The sequence below is a fragment of the Microbacterium sp. Yaish 1 genome, assembly GCF_002245215.1.
Classification (GTDB): Bacteria; Actinomycetota; Actinomycetes; order Actinomycetales; family Microbacteriaceae; genus Microbacterium.
In genome coordinates, this window is record NZ_NPMR01000002.1 from 101,383 (window position 1) to 117,294 (window position 15,912).

Annotated in this window: 11 protein-coding genes and 1 pseudogene; 9 read left to right on the top strand and 3 right to left on the bottom strand. The window is 71.1% G+C overall.

All coding sequences use genetic code 11. The features are described from left to right. Positions 1 to 32 precede the first annotated feature (32 nt). The gene (gene pth, locus CI089_RS09520) at positions 33 to 614 is read left to right on the top strand and encodes an aminoacyl-tRNA hydrolase (protein ID WP_094261394.1); all 582 of its coding nucleotides are present in this window, start codon (positions 33 to 35) and stop codon (positions 612 to 614) included. Between the two features lie 57 nt (positions 615 to 671). Beyond that, entirely contained in the window at positions 672 to 4,268 is a 3,597-nt protein-coding gene (mfd, locus tag CI089_RS09525) for a transcription-repair coupling factor (RefSeq protein WP_179223305.1), read from the top strand. A 15-nt stretch (positions 4,269 to 4,283) separates the two neighbouring features. On the opposite strand, the gene CI089_RS09530 is transcribed toward mfd, so the two are convergent. The 3 genes from CI089_RS09530 to CI089_RS09540 all read right to left on the bottom strand — a co-directional run bounded on the left by CI089_RS09530 (position 4,284) and on the right by CI089_RS09540 (position 9,955). Then, complete coding sequence (locus CI089_RS09530; protein ID WP_094262433.1) at positions 4,284 to 5,675, bottom strand: basic amino acid/polyamine antiporter; 1,392 nt, start codon at positions 5,673 to 5,675, stop codon at positions 4,284 to 4,286. 121 nt (positions 5,676 to 5,796) lie between these two features. Then, on the bottom strand, positions 5,797 to 7,155 hold the full coding sequence (gdhA, locus tag CI089_RS09535; RefSeq protein WP_094261395.1) for an NADP-specific glutamate dehydrogenase: 1,359 nt from the start codon (positions 7,153 to 7,155) through the stop codon (positions 5,797 to 5,799). 127 nt (positions 7,156 to 7,282) lie between these two features. Continuing rightward, the gene (locus CI089_RS09540) at positions 7,283 to 9,955 is read right to left on the bottom strand and encodes a phosphoenolpyruvate carboxylase (RefSeq protein ID WP_094261396.1); all 2,673 of its coding nucleotides are present in this window, start codon (positions 9,953 to 9,955) and stop codon (positions 7,283 to 7,285) included. Positions 9,956 to 10,071: 116 nt separating this feature from the next. On the opposite strand from CI089_RS09540, the gene CI089_RS09545 reads away from it, so the two are divergent. From CI089_RS09545 to eno, 7 genes and pseudogenes are all read left to right on the top strand, one after another. Next, entirely contained in the window at positions 10,072 to 10,731 is a 660-nt protein-coding gene (locus CI089_RS09545) for a MazG family protein (protein WP_094261397.1), read from the top strand. Between the two features lie 31 nt (positions 10,732 to 10,762). After that, on the top strand, positions 10,763 to 12,019 hold the full coding sequence (gene hisS / locus CI089_RS09550; protein ID WP_218823050.1) for a histidine--tRNA ligase: 1,257 nt from the start codon (positions 10,763 to 10,765) through the stop codon (positions 12,017 to 12,019). Positions 12,020 to 12,079: 60 nt separating this feature from the next. Continuing rightward, positions 12,080 to 12,331, top strand: coding sequence for a hypothetical protein (locus CI089_RS09555; protein ID WP_094261399.1), 252 nt, complete (start codon positions 12,080 to 12,082; stop codon positions 12,329 to 12,331). Beyond that, entirely contained in the window at positions 12,328 to 12,915 is a 588-nt protein-coding gene (locus CI089_RS09560; protein WP_256977764.1) for a hypothetical protein, read from the top strand. The genes CI089_RS09555 and CI089_RS09560 overlap by 4 nt, the downstream gene beginning before the upstream one ends. 279 nt (positions 12,916 to 13,194) lie before the next feature. Continuing rightward, a pseudogene (locus tag CI089_RS09565) lies at positions 13,195 to 13,734 on the top strand (SGNH/GDSL hydrolase family protein); the annotation flags it as partial. Positions 13,735 to 13,830: 96 nt separating this feature from the next. Continuing rightward, positions 13,831 to 14,508 (top strand): O-methyltransferase, encoded by a 678-nt coding sequence (locus CI089_RS09570; RefSeq protein ID WP_094262435.1) that lies wholly within the window; start codon positions 13,831 to 13,833, stop codon positions 14,506 to 14,508. Between the two features lie 98 nt (positions 14,509 to 14,606). Then, positions 14,607 to 15,887 (top strand): phosphopyruvate hydratase, encoded by a 1,281-nt coding sequence (gene eno, locus CI089_RS09575; RefSeq protein ID WP_023950384.1) that lies wholly within the window; start codon positions 14,607 to 14,609, stop codon positions 15,885 to 15,887. The last annotated feature ends 25 nt before the right edge of the window (positions 15,888 to 15,912 follow it).

Genomic DNA, 15,912 nt, shown 5'->3' on the forward strand with positions numbered 1-15,912 from the left:
GGGGGCGGGCTCCGTCGTTCGAAAGGCGATCCATGGCGGACACCTGGCTCATCATCGGTCTCGGCAACCCGGGGCCGCGTTACGAGGCGACCCGGCACAACATCGGCCAGATGGTCATCGACGAGCTCGCCGGCAGGCGCGGAGAGACGCTCCGTTCGCACAAGGCGAACGCGTGGGCCGCCGAATCGTGGCTCCGCCCCGGTGCCGCCAAGATGGTGCTGGCCAAGCCGAAGACGTTCATGAACGTCTCGGGAGGCCCGGCCGCCGCGCTCGCCTCCTTCTACGGCGTCGACCCCGGCCACGTGGTCGTCGTCCACGACGAGCTCGACATCCCCTTCGACACCATCAAGCTCAAGACGGGTGGCGGCCACGGCGGACACAATGGCGTGCGCGACATCGCCAAGGCCCTCGGCACTCCCGACTTCGCCCGCGTCCGCGTGGGGATCGGACGCCCCCCGGGCGCGCAGGACCCGGCGGACTGGGTCCTCGACCCGTTCTCGTCGGCCGAGCGGAAGACCCTCGGCATCCTCGTGTCGGATGCTGCCGATGCGGTCGAGACGGTGGTGGGCGAGGGGCTCCTCGCCGCGCAGCAGCGCTTCCACGCGCCGCGCTGAGCCGGCCGTCCGGCCAGACCGAGCGCCCGTGTCGGCGGCCGGCGGTAGGCTTCTGTGGTGACAGTTCCCGGGATCGTGCGCGCCCTTTCGCAGGCTGACTCCTTCCGGGAGGCGGTGACATCCGGCGCCGTCGGCAGTCTCGACTACTCGCTGGTCGACGGGCTCGACGCCCCGCTCCTCGCGGCTCTGCTCGAGCAGCGTCGCCGCGATGGCCGGCCCGCCGTCGTCCTCGCGGTCGCCCCCACCGGGCGCCGCGCCGAGACCCTCGGTGCCGCGCTGCAGTGCCTCGTGCCCGAGGCCGAGATCGTGCACTTCCCCGCGTGGGAGACCCTGCCGCACGAGCGGCTCAGTCCGAGCCCCGAGACGGTCGGTCGTCGTCTCGCCGTGCTCCGCCGTGCGGCGTCGCACGACGGCAGCACTCCGCTGGTCATCACCGCCTCTGTCCGCGCCGCCCTGCAGCCGCTCGCGGCCGGCCTGACCGACGCCGACCCGGTGTCGCTGTCGGTGGGTACCCGGGGGAGCGACCTCGAACAGGTCGTCCGTCGGCTCGTCGAGCTCGCCTATCACCGGGTCGACATGGTCTCGCGGCGCGGCGAGTTCGCCGTGCGCGGCGGCATCCTCGACGTCTTCCCGGCCGCGGCCGATCATCCGCTGCGCATCGACTTCTTCGGCGACGAGGTCGACCAGATCCGGGCGTTCTCGATCGCCGACCAGCGGTCCCTCCCGGGCGAGGTCGGCGAGGCCGTACTCCTCCCGGCGCGCGAGCTGCTGCTGACGCCGGCCGTCCGCGAGCGGGCTGCGGCGATGGCCCCGACCTTCCCGAGTCTGACGGGCATGCTCGAGAAGATGTCGCAGGGCATCCCCGTCGAGGGAATGGAGTCGCTCCTGCCGGCGCTCGCTGAAGGCGTCGTGCCGCTCGTCGACTACCTGCCCCGCGGCTCGGCGATCGCGCTCGTCGACCCCGAGCGCTCGCGTACGCGCGCCCGCACCCTCGGCGAGACCAACCGCGAGTTCCTCGAGGCGGCCTGGAGCGCCGCGACCGCCGGAGCGGACAGCCCCGTCGACCTCGGCTCGGGCGACTTCCTGACGCTTCCCGCGCTCCGCGAGGCGATGCGTGAGCGCTCCGGGGTGTGGTGGACGCTGAGCGCGTTCGACTCGGGAGCCGCGGATGCCGCCGACGAGGGCTTGACCGAGACCGGCGACGACCTCCGCATCGACGGCACCCCGGTCCCGTCGTTCCAGGGCAACGTCGACGGCGCCACCGCTCATATCGGCGACCTGCTGGCGCGCGGCTGGCGCGTCGTCGTGTGCGCCTCCGGTCCTGGCCTCGTCGACCGTGCCCGCGACGTGCTCGCCGAGCGCGGTATCGCCGCGCGCACGAGCGAGGGGATCGCCGAGATCGCCGACGAGGCCGTCGCGGTCTGCGTCGTGGCGTCGCTCGAGCGCGGCTTCGAGTCCGCCGAGGCGAAGCTCGCCGTCCTCACCGAGAGCGAGTTCTACGGGCGCACGATCGGCAGCGACGGGCGCGTCGTGAAGAAGCTCGCGACGCGTCGGCGCAACGTCGTCGATCCGCTGCAGCTCAAGCCCGGCGATGTGGTCGTTCATTCGACGCACGGCATCGGCAAGTTCGTCGAGCTCGTGCAGCGCGAGGTCTCCAGCGGCGGTCGCAACGCCGTGAAGACCCAGCGCGAGTACCTCGTGCTCGAGTACGCGCCCGCCAAGCGCGGCTATCCCGGCGACAAGCTCTTCGTGCCGACCGACCAGCTCGACCAGCTCTCGCGCTACGTCGGCGGTGAGGCTCCGGTGCTGTCGAAGATGGGCGGCAGCGACTGGGCGGCCGCCAAGGGCAAGGCGCGCAAGGCCGTGCGCGACATCGCGGTCGAGCTCGTCAAGCTGTACTCGGCGCGGATGGCCTCGAAGGGCCACGCATTCGGGCCCGACACCCCGTGGCAGCGCGAGCTCGAAGAGGCGTTCCCGTTCGCGGAGACGCCCGACCAGCTGCAGACGATCGACGAGATCAAGGCCGACATGGAGAAGCCGATCCCCATGGATCGCCTGCTGTCGGGCGACGTCGGCTTCGGCAAGACCGAGGTCGCCGTCCGTGCGGCGTTCAAGGCGATCCAGGAGGGCAAGCAGGTCGCGATGCTCGTGCCGACCACGCTTCTGGCCAAGCAGCATCTCGAGACGTTCACCGAGCGTTTCGCGGGCTTCCCGGTCAAGGTGCGGCCGCTGTCGAGGTTCCAGACGGCGAAGCAGGCCCGCGAGACGGTCGACGGCCTCGCCGACGGCACGGTCGACATGGTCATCGGAACCCACCGCATCCTGACCGAGAAGGTCGTCTTCAAGGACCTGGGGCTCCTCATCATCGACGAGGAGCAGCGGTTCGGCGTCGAGCACAAGGACGCCCTCAAGAAGCTCAAGACCGGCGTCGACATCCTCGCGATGAGCGCGACGCCGATCCCGCGGACCCTTGAGATGGCCGTCACCGGCATCCGCGAGATGTCGACACTCGCGACGCCGCCGGAGGAGCGGCATCCGATCCTCACCTACGTCGGACCGCGCAGTGACAAGCAGATCGCGGCCGCCATCCGGCGCGAGCTGCTGCGCGAGGGCCAGGTGTTCTTCGTGCACAACCGGGTCCAGTCGATCCAGCGCGTCGCCGCGCAGCTCGGCGAGCTCGTTCCCGAGGCTCGCATCGCCGTCGCGCACGGTCAGATGGGGGAGCACCAGCTCGAGCAGGTCGTCGACGACTTCTGGGAGCGTCGTGCCGACGTCCTCGTCTCGACGACGATCGTCGAGACGGGCCTCGACATCTCGAACGCCAACACGATCATCATCGACCGGGCCGACAAGTACGGCCTGAGCCAGCTGCACCAGCTGCGCGGCCGGGTCGGGCGGGGGCGCGAGCGCGCGTACGCGTACTTCCTGTACGACGAGAACAAGCCGCTCAGCGAGACCGCCGCCGACCGGCTCGAGACGATCGCGGTCAACAACGACCTGGGCTCGGGCATGCAGGTCGCGCTGAAAGACCTCGAGCTGCGCGGCGCCGGCAACCTGCTGGGGGCCGAGCAGGCCGGTCACATCGCCGGGGTCGGGTTCGACCTCTATCTGCGGATGATCGGCGAGGCCGTCTCGACCTTCCGGGGCGAAGAGGTCGACGGGCCGGCCGAGCTGCGGCTCGAGTTGCCCGTGGCCGCGCGCATCCCCGAGGACTACATCGACAGCGAGCGCCTGCGCCTCGAGGCCTACCAGAAGCTGTCGGCGGCGGCAGCGGTCAGCGCCAAGGACGAGGCGATCGACCTCGTCGTCGAGGAGCTCACCGACAGGTACGGGCGCCCGCCGGCCGAGGTGGAGGGGCTGCTCGCGGTCGCCCGCCTGCGCCGGCGAGCAGCGCAGGCCGGGCTGACCGACGTCGTCGCGATGGGGCCCAACCTGCGAGTCGCGCCGGCGCGGCTGCCCGAGTCGATGCGCATCCGGCTGCAGCGGCTGTATCCGAAGGCCAAGCTGCTCGCCGGCGGCGAAGCCCTCGTGGTCCCGCTGCCGACGGCAGGAGGCGCCATGCTCGGCGATGCGGATCTCATCGCCTGGACGGGTCAGCTGCTCGAGCAGCTCTTCCCGGTCACCGCGCAGGCGACACCGGCCGCGTCGTCCTGACGGTGCGGCCGCGGGTCAGATGCTGATCTGGCCCGTGGCCAGCAGCACGACGGCGGACACCGCGCCCGCAACGGCGGCCGCGAACACGATCCACTCCACCTTCGTGAAGACGCGTGCCCCCGCGCGTCGGCGCGCAGCGGCGAACAGCGCGGTGCCGGGCACGATGATCAGCAGCGAGAGCAGGAGGTAATGCGCGCCGGCCGCGATCAGGAGGAAGATCGTGTAACCCGTCGCGATGACGGCGACGACGAGGTCGCGGGAACGCGCACGGTCGCCCCGGCGGTAGGTCTCACCGGTGACGGTGAGCTTCAGCGCGTAGCCGGCCGAGAGGACGAAGGGGATCAGCACGAGCGCGCTCGTCAGATCGAGCGCCACCGAGAAGGCGTTCTCGGCGAACAGGACCACGACCAGGAGCACCTGGACGAGTGCCGTCGACAGCATGAGCGCGCCGACCGGGGTGTCTTCGGCGTTGGTGCGCGAGAGGAACGCCGGCAGATCGCCGGACCGCGACGCCTCCAGCAGCACCTCGGCGGCCATGAGCGTCCAGGAGAGGTAGGCGCCGAGCACAGCCACGATGAGCGACACACCGATGAACACAGCGCCGGCGGGACCCACGATCGACTCGAGCACCCCGCCCAGCGAAGGCTCGGGGAGCGCTGCGATCTGCTCCCGCGGCATCACCCCGAACGAGACGATCGTCACCGAGGCGAAGACCGCGAGCACGCTGAGGAAGCCGAACAGGGTCGCCCGTCCCACGTCGCGGCGGGAGCGGGCGTGGCGCGAGTTGACGCTCGCACCCTCCAGGCCGATGAAGACGAAGACGGTGACGAGCATCGTCGCGCGGATCTGGTCCCACAGCGGGGCTCCCGACGGGCCCGCCCAGTTGGCGGCGAACACCGCGGGGTCGAAGACCGTCGCGCAGAGCACGACGAAGACGACGATCGGGAGCGTCTTGGCGATGCTGACGACGCGGTTCACGGCCGCCGCCGATCGCACTCCGCGCCGGATGAGGATGAAGAACAGCCAGAGCCCCGCCGACGACACGGCGACGGCGGCCACGGTGTCGCCTGCGCCGAGGGCCGGGAACACCGCTCCCAGCGTCGAGGTGATGAACACCCAGTAGAAGACGTTGCCCGCGCACGCGCTGGCCCAGTATCCGAACGCGGAGAAGTATCCGAGGTACCTCCCGAAACCGGCTCGCGCGTAGCTGTAGACGCCCGCGTCGAGGTCCGGCCGGCGGTTGGCCAGCAGCTGGAACGCGAAGGCGAGGGCGAGCATCCCGCCTCCTGCGACCGCCCACGCGACGAGCGTCCCGGCCACGCCGGTCTCGGCGGCGAAGCCGGCGGGAAGGGAGAACACCCCCGCGCCCACCATCGAGCCGACGACGAACGTCGACAGCGTGAGCATCGACACGGTCGCGGGGCGGGTTCCCGGACGCGTCAGAGCGGACTCCGTGGGGGAGGAGGGATCGGAAGGCACGGGGTGAAAGCCTAACCCGGCTCGCGCCCCACCCGGCTCCCGGACGGCGTCAGATGACCCCCTGCGCGAGCATCGCGCGCGCGACGCGCTCGAAACCGGCCGCGTTCGCCCCGACGACGTAGTCGCCCGCATGTCCGTAGCGCTCGGAGGCGGCGAAGGCCGCGTCGTGGACGTTCTTCATGATCTCGCGCAGCTTGTTCTCGCTGTCGGCGAAGCCCCAGCGCTGGCGCGACGCGTTCTGGCTCATCTCGAGCGCGGAGGTCGCGACGCCGCCGGCGTTCGCCGCCTTGCCGGGACCGAACAGCACACCGGCGGCGCGGAACGCGTCGACCGCTTCGGGGGTCGAGGGCATGTTGGCTCCCTCCACCACGACGCGCACGCCGCCGTCGACGAGGGCGCGCGCATCGTCGCCGTCGAGCTCGTTCTGCGTCGCGGACGGAATGGCGACGTCGACCGCGGTGCGCCACGGGCGGCCACCTTCGACGAACGTCGCGCCCGGCCGGTGGTCGAGGTACGCCGAGATGCGCCGGCGGTCGATCTCCTTGACCTGTTTGAGCACGGCCAGGTCGATCCCGTCTTCATCGACGATCGTGCCCGACGAGTCGGACGCCGTGATCGGGGTCGCGCCGAGCTGGTACGCCTTCTCGATGGCGTATGTCGCCACGTTCCCCGAACCCGACACGGCGACGCGCTTGCCCTCGAGCGAGTCGCCCTCGACGGCGAGCATCTCCTGCGCGAAGAAGACCGCGCCGTAGCCCGTCGCCTCGGTCCGGACCTCGGCGCCGCCCCACTGCACGCCCTTGCCCGTGAACATCCCCGACTCGTGGCGGTTGGTGATCTTGCGGTACTGCCCGAACAGGTACCCGATCTCACGCGCGCCCACGCCGATATCGCCGGCGGGGACGTCGGTGTGCTCACCGAGGTGGCGGTACAGCTCGTTCATGAAGGACTGGCAGAAGCGCATGATCTCGGCATCCGATCGCCCGTGCGGGTCGAAGTCGCTGCCGCCCTTGGCGCCGCCGATCCCCTGACCGGTGAGCGCGTTCTTGAAGATCTGCTCGAAGCCCAGGAACTTCACGATCGACAGGTTCACCGTCGGGTGGAACCGCAGTCCGCCCTTGTACGGGCCGAGCACCGAGGAGAACTGCACGCGGTAGCCGCGGTTGACCCGGACGGTGCCGGCATCGTCGAGCCACGGCACGCGGAACATGATCTGCCGCTCGGGCTCGACCAGCCGCTCGAGGATGCCGTCGCGCGCGAGCTCGGGCTGTGCCTCGACGACCGGCGCGATCGCCTCGAGCACCTCGTGCACGGCCTGCTGGAATTCGGGCTCGTGCGGATTGCGCTGCAGCACGGTGTCGAACACCGGCTGGACGGATGAGGGCAGGGGAGCGTGGTGTTCGGTCATGGTGGAGCTTTCTGGCCGAGCGGGCGGGACCCGATCCACGCTAGCGGGCGCGGCGGCGCCCGCCCGGCCATGTGACGATCGGGACGGTGTCGTGGGTCGGTCGGTGACCGTGGTCACCGACGAACGGTCATCCGGTGTTCTGGAGACCCGCCGCGACGCCGTTGACGGTGAGAAGCAGCAGGCGCTGCCACTCGGGCGGGGTAGGCGCATCGTGCTCGGTGGAACGGAGCACCCGCAGGGCCCGCAGCTGCAGGAGCGAGAGGGCGTCGACGTACGGGCTGCGCATCTTCACCGCGCGCTGGAGCACGGGCTTGTTGGCGAGCAGGCCGTCACCGCCGGCGATGCGCACGACCCAGTCGCGGGTGAGCAGCATCTCATCGATGACGAGCTGCGCGAGGTCGTCGCGGTCGGCCAGCGCGAGGTGGCGACGCGCCATGCGCGGGTCGGCCTTCGCGAGGCTCATCGCCACGTTGTCGATGACCGTCCGCAGGAGCGGCCACTGCTCGTACGCCTCGCGCAGCAGGGCTTCGTCGCCGACCGCCTCGAGCGCGGTGCCGAGGCCGAACCAGCCGGCGAGGTTGATGCGCGCCTGCGTCCAGGCGAAGACCCAGGGAATGGCGCGCAGGTCTTCGAGCGACTCGACGGACAGTCCCCGGCGTGCCGGGCGCGAGCCCAGGGCGAGGAGTCCGATCTCCTCCATCGGCGTCACGGCGGCGAACCACGGCGCGAACCCGGGCGCCTTCACGAGCGAGAAGAAGCGCTCGCGGGAGGCGGCGTCCATCGTCGCCGCAACGTCGGCGTACCGCTCCGCGGCGCGACTGTTGCGCTCTTCGATCGATGGCGCCGACGCCAGCAGGATCGCGGCGGCCACCTGATCGATGTGGCGGAGGGCGATGTCGGGGTCGCCGTAGCGGGCGAAGATGACCTCGCCCTGCTCGGTGAGCTTGAACCGGCCGTCGACGGAGTGCGGAGGCTGCGCGAGAATCGCAGAGTTCGCGGGGCCGCCGCCCCGGCCGAGCGCGCCGCCGCGCCCGTGGAACAGGGTCAGCTCGATCCGCTGCTCCTGCGCCCACGCGGCGATGCGTGCCTGGGCCTCGTAGAGAGCGAGGTTGGCCGCGACCGGTCCGACGTCCTTCGAGGAGTCGGAGTAGCCGAGCATGACCTCCAAGCGACGGCCGGTCGCGTCGAGGCGCGCGGCGAACGCCGGGTGGTCGACGATCTCCGCGAGGATCCCGGGCGCCGCCTGCAGATCGGCGAAGGTCTCGAACAGGGGGATGACGTCGAGCACGGGGGGCGTGCCGTCCGGACCGACGGCGTGCCGGGCGAGGGCGTGCACGTTCGCGAGGTCGTCCGCCGACTGCGTGAACGACACGATGTACCGGCCGGCCGCCCGCGGGCCGAAGCGCTTCTGCACCTGCGAGATGGTGCGGAAGACCTCCAGCACCTCGACCGCGAGATCGCTCAGCTCGCCGCCTGCCTCGCACTCGGCGAGAACCTTGGCGTGGACCGCCGAGTGCTGGCGGACCTCGAGCTCGGCGAGGTGGAAGCCGAAGGTCTCGACGGCCCAGATGAGCTGCTGGAGCGCTCCGAACGCCTGACGCTTCGCGCCGGCCTGCTCCAGCGAGCTCTGCACGACGCGCAGGTCGGCGAGGAACTCCTCGGGGTCGCTGTAGGCGAGATCGGCGTTGCGCGCCCGGGTCGCGCGGATGCGCCGTGTGAGCAGCATCATGACGCGCTTGTGGTGCTCGCCGGGCGCACGCTTGACGGCGTCGGCCGCGCCGTCGTCGTCGGATGCCGCCAGGCGATCCCAGAGAGCCCGCAGGGCGCTGCTCGGCGGGGTGGTCTCTCCCGACATCGTCAGCCCGCGGCCGACGCGCTCGGTGCTGCGCTCGAGTCCGAGCAGGACGTGCTCGGCGGCGATGCCCGCTGCCTTCTTCGTGACCGACGCGGTGACGAAAGGGTTGCCGTCGCGGTCGCCGCCGACCCACGTGCCCAGGCGAACGAACGGCGCCACGACCGGGGGACGGCTGCCGGCGACCTCGCCCTGCAGCGCGTCGTCGAGGCGGCGGTAGACCAGGGGGATGGTCGTGTAGAGCGTGTCGTCGAACACCGCCATGACGGCCCGCACCTCGTCGGTCGGCGTCGGCTTCTCCGCGCGCAGCGGCGAGGTGCGCCACAGGGTGTCGATCTCCTCGAGCATGCGCCGGCGTGCGCGGCGGTGCTCGGCGCCTCCCGCGGCGGAGTTCTCGAGCGTCTCGAGCAGGGTCACCAGGCGCCGGATGCTCTGCGAAACCGCGCGCCGCCGCGCCTCGGTCGGGTGAGCGGTGAAGACGGGGTGGAAACGCAGCTCGCGCAGACGCCGAGCGGCCTCGTCTTCGCCGACCTCGCTCGAGAGCTGGGCGTAGGCGGCGGGAATCGAGTCGCTCGCGCTGTCCTGGTCGGAGATGCCGGCGCGCTCGCGCAGCAGCCGGACACGCTGGTGCTCCTCGGCGAGGTTCACGAGGTGGAAGTAGACCGTGAACGCGCGCGCGACCTCGTCGGCGCGGTCGACGCTGAACGATTCGGCGATCGCGGCAGCCCGTTCGAACGCCTCCGGGGAGTCGTCGGTGTAGGCCTGGATGGTGGCGCCCCGCAGCCGTTCGACGTCGTCGAAGAGCCCGGGGGAGCCGCTCTCTCGCAGCACCTGTCCCAGCATCGAACCGAGCATGCGCACGTCGGAGCGCATCGCCTCGGGAATCTCCTGCTCGGCCTCGTATCGGCCGACGAGATCGATCGCTTCGGTTCGGGTCAGCTCGCGCATGCCTCCCAAATTACTGGCACGCGCGGGGTCCGATTGACACGGTCGTCATACACGAGCCGCCCGACCCCGCTGTGTTACGCCGGACTAGCCTGGGACTCCCCGTCCGAAGGAGCCCGATGTCCGATCCGCTGCGCGCTGCCGCCGACACGATGCGCGCCGTCCGCGACCGATGCGTGTGGACGGCGCAGGTCTCCCATCGCGACCTCGTCCCGTACCTCGTCGAGGAGTCGGCGGAGGTCGTGGACGCCGTGGAGGCCGGTACCGCTGCGGATCTTCGCGAGGAGCTGGGCGACCTCCTCTGGCAGGTGCTGTTCCATGCCGAGATCGCGTCGCGATCGGCATCCGAGCCCTTCGACATCGACGACGTCGCCCGTGGGCTCACGGAGAAGATGGTGCGGCGGCATCCCCATGTCTTCGGCGACGAGACGGCCGAGACGCCGGAGCAGGTGCTGGTGCTGTGGAACGCGGCGAAGGCGGCAGAGAAGCGAACCCGCACGAGCGTGCTCGACGGCGTGTCCGTCCACATGCCGACGCTCGCTCTCGCGCAGAAGATGCTCGCGAAATCGGCTCCTGTCCTGTCGGCGGCACCGGCGCTCCCCGCGGAGCCGCCCGCCGACGAGGCCGAGCTCGGCGATGTGCTGCTTGCGCTGGTCGCGCACGCCCGCGCCCAGGGATGGGATGCCGAACGCGCGCTTCGCGAACGGCTGCGCATCCTCGACGCCGACATCCGCGCGGCCGAGGGCGCCGGTGGCGCCGCCGCCGACCTGGAAGGATAGGACGGTGCCCACCGTGAACCCGCCGCGCGGCATGCGCGATTTCCTCCCCGCCGACAAGGCCCGCCGCGAGCGCGTTCTCGCCGTCGTCCGCGAGCGCTACCGCGCGCACGGCTTCGACGAGATCGAGACGCCGGTCATGGAGGAGTACGGACGGCTCCACGCCGGCATCGGCGGCGACAACGAGAAGCTCGCCTACAACGTGCTCGCCCGCGGGCTCGACGCCGACGGCATCCGTGCCGCGGCCGACGACCCGGCCTCGTTGACCGATCTGGGGCTCCGCTACGACCTCACTGTGCCGCTCGCCCGCTTCTACGCCTCGCACCGTGCCGAGCTGCCGACGGTGTTCCGCGCGATCCAGATCGCGCCGGTGTGGCGCGCCGAGCGGCCGCAGAAGGGTCGTTACCGGCAGTTCGTGCAGTGCGACATCGACATCATCGGCGACGCGACTCCGCGCGCGGAGGCCGAGCTGATGACGGCGAGCCTCGACGTGCTCGACGCGCTCGGACTGTCCGGAGCCTCGGTGCGCGTCAACGACCGGCGCGTGCTCGACGCGATGCTCGCGACGTTCGGTTTCGCCGAGGCCGAGCGCCCGGGCGTGCTCATCACGATCGACAAGCTCGACAAGCTCGGCACCGACGGAGTCGTCGCCGAGCTGCGCGAGCGCGGCGCGACGCCGGCCGCCGCTGATGCGTTCGAGGCGTTCCTTCGTCGTCCGCAGTCGGATGCCGCGGGGTTCGACGCCGACGGCATCCGCTCGCGACTGCCCGAGGGCGTCGGCGATGACGTCATCGCCCACCTCGTCGGCATCGGAGAGGCCGTGCGCGCCGCGCGCGGCGGCTCGGCCGAGGTGCCGCTGGTCTTCGACCCGTTCCTCGTGCGCGGCATGGGCTACTACACCGGCACGATCTTCGAGCTCGCGCACCCGTCGGTGTCGTACTCGCTGGGCGGGGGCGGTCGCTACGACGGCATGATCGGCCGGTTCCTCGGCTCGGACGTGCCCGCCGTGGGCTTCTCGCTGGGGTTCGAACGGCTCGTCGACCTGCTGGGCTCGTCTGCGGGCGGTGACCGCACCGGCATCGTGCTGGTCCACGATCGTGACGTGCCGCTTCCCGAACTCCTCGCCGCGAAGTCGCACCTGGTCGCGACCGGCTCCCGGGTGCGGCTCGAGCAGCGCCCGAAGAACCTCAAGGCGCTGCTGGAGCGCGCCGCCGCCGACGGCTACGCCTCGTTCGTCGCGCTGCGCGCGGGGGAGGATGTCCGATCGGCCGAGCCACGCCCGATCGGCTGAGCACGAGCTCGTCGTCAACGAGAGGTTGACGCTATCCATATGTCAACTTAAGCTTGACGCATGGACGAGCGCACCTCACCCCACCGAATCATCCGGCTCCGACGGGCGGCCGCGGTGGCCGCTATAGCCGGAGCGCTCCTCGCTCTGGTGGCCGTCGGGTTCGATTTCTCGGGTTTCTGGGGCGGCTTCGCGCTCGGAACGGGGGTCGGATTGATCGTGGTCGCGGCCTATCTCTCGGGTCTGGTCACCGGAATGAGGCGTGCTCTGCCGGCTTCGATGTGGCTCCCCGCTCGCGAGAACGGCTCAGTGTGAGCCCTCGCCGCGTCAGCGGTCCCGACGGCGGAGCCAGCACCGCCCCAGCGAGCATCGACAGCATCGGCGACGACATCGGTCGCATCGTTCTCGATGCCGCAGGGGTGGAGGAGGCGGAGGGAATCGACGCCGAGGGGCACGTGCGGGTCATCGCTGCCAGCGCCGCTGCCGAGCGTGCGGCGCGCACACTTCTGCACCGGTCGGTCGTGGCGGCGCGAGCCGGCGGAGCCAGCTGGTCGCGCATCGGTGCGGAGCTCGGGATGTCTCGTCAGGCCGCCCAGCAACGCTTCGGAGCTGAGCCGTCGGCGGGGGAGGCGTCGGGGGAGGAACGTTGGCTCGGACCCGTCACCGCGTTCGACGAGCTGCCCGAACTCGAGGCGGCGGGGCGGCAGGGGTGGCGGACCGTGGGAGCCGGGATGCTCGCGCACCGGATGCGACGCACCGACACTCAATGGGAGCATCGCCGCATCTTGTGGCGGGTCTCGCTGGATCGGGAGCGTCAGGAAGGCTGGGAGGTCGGCTGCCGGGCGTTCCCCTGGATCTACCTCGTGCGGGATCTCGGCATCCCACCCGTCGCGGACTGAGGAACCCCGGTCACGTTCGCATGAGCGTCGGACGGCCTTCCGCGTCCGTTCACCCGGCGGTGTTGTGCTGGCCCCATGACCACACCTGCGGTGCGCATCGCCGCTGCCGTCGGCGGCGCCGTGATCTCGGCCGGGGCCGTCGCGCTCACCTCGCGCGTCGTGCTCACCCGGCAGGCCGCCCTCGCACGGGAGCGAATCGGGAAGCCGCTGGGCGAGCTCGCCGTCGACGCGGACCGACTGTGGCGCCGCTCGTACGCGGGTGAGCCCGTGCGTCTCGTCATGCTCGGCGACTCGCTTGCCGCGGGCCTCGGCGCCGAGCGCCGGAAGGACACCCTCGGTGGTCGGATCGCGCGGGGCATCGCGCAGCGGGCGCGCCGCCCGGTGCGGCTGCGGACCGGTGCCGTCGTCGGAGCGGAATCGTCGACCCTGCTCGACCAGATCGCAGCCCTCGGCGACGACGCTGCCGCGGACATCGCGGTCATCGTCGTCGGCGGCAACGACGTGACGCACCGGATCCCTCCCGGAGACGCCGCGCGCAGTCTCGCCGATGCGGTCGAGGCGCTGCGCTCCCGAGGGTGCGCCGTCGTGGTCGGCACATGCCCCGACCTCGGCGCCCTCCGTCCCGTGCCGCAGCCGCTGCGGAGCTTCGCGTCGCGGGCGTCGCGTGCGCTCGCGGACGCCCAGGAGACGGCGGCGCGGGCCGCCGGCGCGCGGGTGGTCTCCCTCCGCCGCGCCGTGGGGCCGGTATTCGTCGACCGCCCGGACGAGATGTTCTCTCTCGACCGGTTCCACCCCAGCGCCCTCGGATACCGGCGCACCGCCGACGCGCTGCTCCCGGCGGTGTCCGCGGCCCTCGATGAGGTGACGGCGGCGCGGATGCTGGCGCGCGCGGACGTCGTGCGGTTGGCTGAGAGCATGACGACCGACCCCACTCCCGACACCTGGAGACGCACCGACGCGTACCTGACGGCCACCCTCGTGACACCCGATCCGGATCTGGATGCCGCTCTCGCGGACCAGCGTGCGGCCGGGCTCCCCGCGATCGAGGTCTCCCCGCTCAGCGCCAAGCTGCTCCAGCTGCTCATCCGCATCGGTGGCGTACGCCGGGTTCTCGAGATCGGCACGCTCGGCGGGTTCTCCACGATCGCGATGGCCCGTGCGCTGCCGGGGGACGGGCGGCTGCTGACGATCGAGGCGGAGCCGCGCAACGCGGAGGTCGCCCGCACCAGCATCGCGCGGGCCGGGGTCGACGACCGCGTCGAGGTGCGGGTCGGTCGTGGCGCCGACGTGCTCCCCGACGTCGACGAGGAGTTCGACCTGGTGTTCATCGACGCCGACAAGGAATCCAACACGATCTACCTCGACCACGCGGCGCGATTGACCCGCCCCGGTGCGATCGTCGTGGTTGACAACGTCGTCCGCGCCGGACGTGTCAGCGATCCCGCGACGGAGGACGAGCAGGTGGCGGGCACCCGCCGAGGACTCGAGATGCTCGCCCGCGACCCGCGGTTCGACGCGACCGCCCTGCAGACCCTCGATCTCAAGGGCTGGGACGGGGTCGCGATCGCGCTGCGCGTCGACCCCGCGTCATAGTCCCGGCAGGCCCGCTGGCGGCATCCGCGCTCATCACTAGACTCAGAGTGGACCGACGACGCTCCACGACTCACCCTCCACAAGCAAGGAGTACCCCTGTGGCACTGATCGAGGCTGTAGGCGCACGCGAGATTCTGGATTCGCGTGGCAACCCGACCGTTGAAGTGGAGGTGCTCCTCGACGACGGCATCGTCCAGCGTGCGGCCGTCCCCTCCGGCGCTTCCACCGGCGCGTTCGAAGCGTACGAGCTCCGCGACGGCGACAAGAGCCGCTACGGCGGCAAGGGCGTGCTCAAGGCCGTCACCGCCGTCATCGACGAGCTCGGCCCCGCGATCGAAGGCGTCGACGCGAGCGAGCAGCGCATCATCGACGAGATCCTCATCGAGACCGACGGCACCGAGAACAAGTCGCGCACGGGCGCGAACGCCATCCTCGGCGTCTCGCTGGCCGTCGCGAAGGCCGCGGCCGACTCGGCCGACCTGCCGCTGTTCCGCTACCTCGGCGGACCGAACGCGCACGTCCTGCCCGTCCCGCTGTTCAACGTCATCAACGGTGGCGAGCACGCCGACAACGGCATCGACATGCAGGAGTTCTTCCTCGCGCCGATCGGTGCCGAGACCTTCAGCGAGTCGCTGCGCTGGGGCACCGAGGTCTACCACGTCCTCAAGGGCGAGCTGAAGGCTGCCGGCTACGCCACCGGTCTCGGCGACGAGGGCGGCTTCGCGCCCGACCTGCCCAGCAACCGCGAGGGCCTCGAGTTCCTCGTCAAGGCGATCGAGAAGGCCGGTTTCAAGCCCGGCTCCGAGATCGCCCTGGGTCTCGACGTCGCGGCGACGGAGTTCTTCAACGACGGCGTCTACCGCCTCGACAACAAGGACTGGAACGCCGAGCAGCTGACGGACTACTACGTGCAGCTCGTCAACGACTTCCCGATCGTCACGATCGAGGACGCCCTCGCCGAGGACGACTGGGACAACTGGACCGCGCTCACCGAGAAGCTCGGCGACAAGGTGCAGCTCGTCGGCGACGACCTGTTCGTCACGAACCCGGCACGCCTGGCCGACGGCATCCGCCGCAAGGCCGCCAACTCGCTCCTGGTGAAGGTCAACCAGATCGGCACGCTGTCCGAGACGCTCGACGCGATCGCGGTCGCGCACCGCGCCGGCTACACCACGATGCTCTCGCACCGTTCGGGTGAGACCGAGGACACGACCATCGCCGACCTGTCGGTGGCGGTCAACGCCGGTCAGATCAAGAGCGGCGCGCCCGCGCGTTCGGAGCGCGTGGCGAAGTACAATCAGCTTCTGCGCATCGAGGAGGAGCTGGGTGACGCCGCGGAGTTCATCGGCCGCGCTGCGTTCCCGCGATTCCAGGGCTGATCTGCGCTGAAACGTCATGAGAGGG

Bases quoted from the DNA above. Each gene is read 5' to 3' on its own strand.
- pth (WP_094261394.1), top strand. From the start codon at position 33: ATGGCGGACACCTGGCTCATCATCGGTCTCGGCAACCCGGGGCCGCGT.
- CI089_RS09530 (WP_094262433.1), bottom strand. From the start codon at position 5,675: ATGCTCACGCTGTCGACGTTCGTCGTCGGCTCGATGGTGGGCGCGGGG.
- gdhA (WP_094261395.1), bottom strand. From the start codon at position 7,155: ATGACCGAACACCACGCTCCCCTGCCCTCATCCGTCCAGCCGGTGTTC.
- CI089_RS09540 (WP_094261396.1), bottom strand. From the start codon at position 9,955: ATGCGCGAGCTGACCCGAACCGAAGCGATCGATCTCGTCGGCCGATAC.
- CI089_RS09545 (WP_094261397.1), top strand. From the start codon at position 10,072: ATGTCCGATCCGCTGCGCGCTGCCGCCGACACGATGCGCGCCGTCCGC.
- hisS (WP_218823050.1), top strand. From the start codon at position 10,763: ATGCGCGATTTCCTCCCCGCCGACAAGGCCCGCCGCGAGCGCGTTCTC.
- CI089_RS09555 (WP_094261399.1), top strand. From the start codon at position 12,080: ATGGACGAGCGCACCTCACCCCACCGAATCATCCGGCTCCGACGGGCG.
- CI089_RS09570 (WP_094262435.1), top strand. From the start codon at position 13,831: ATGACGACCGACCCCACTCCCGACACCTGGAGACGCACCGACGCGTAC.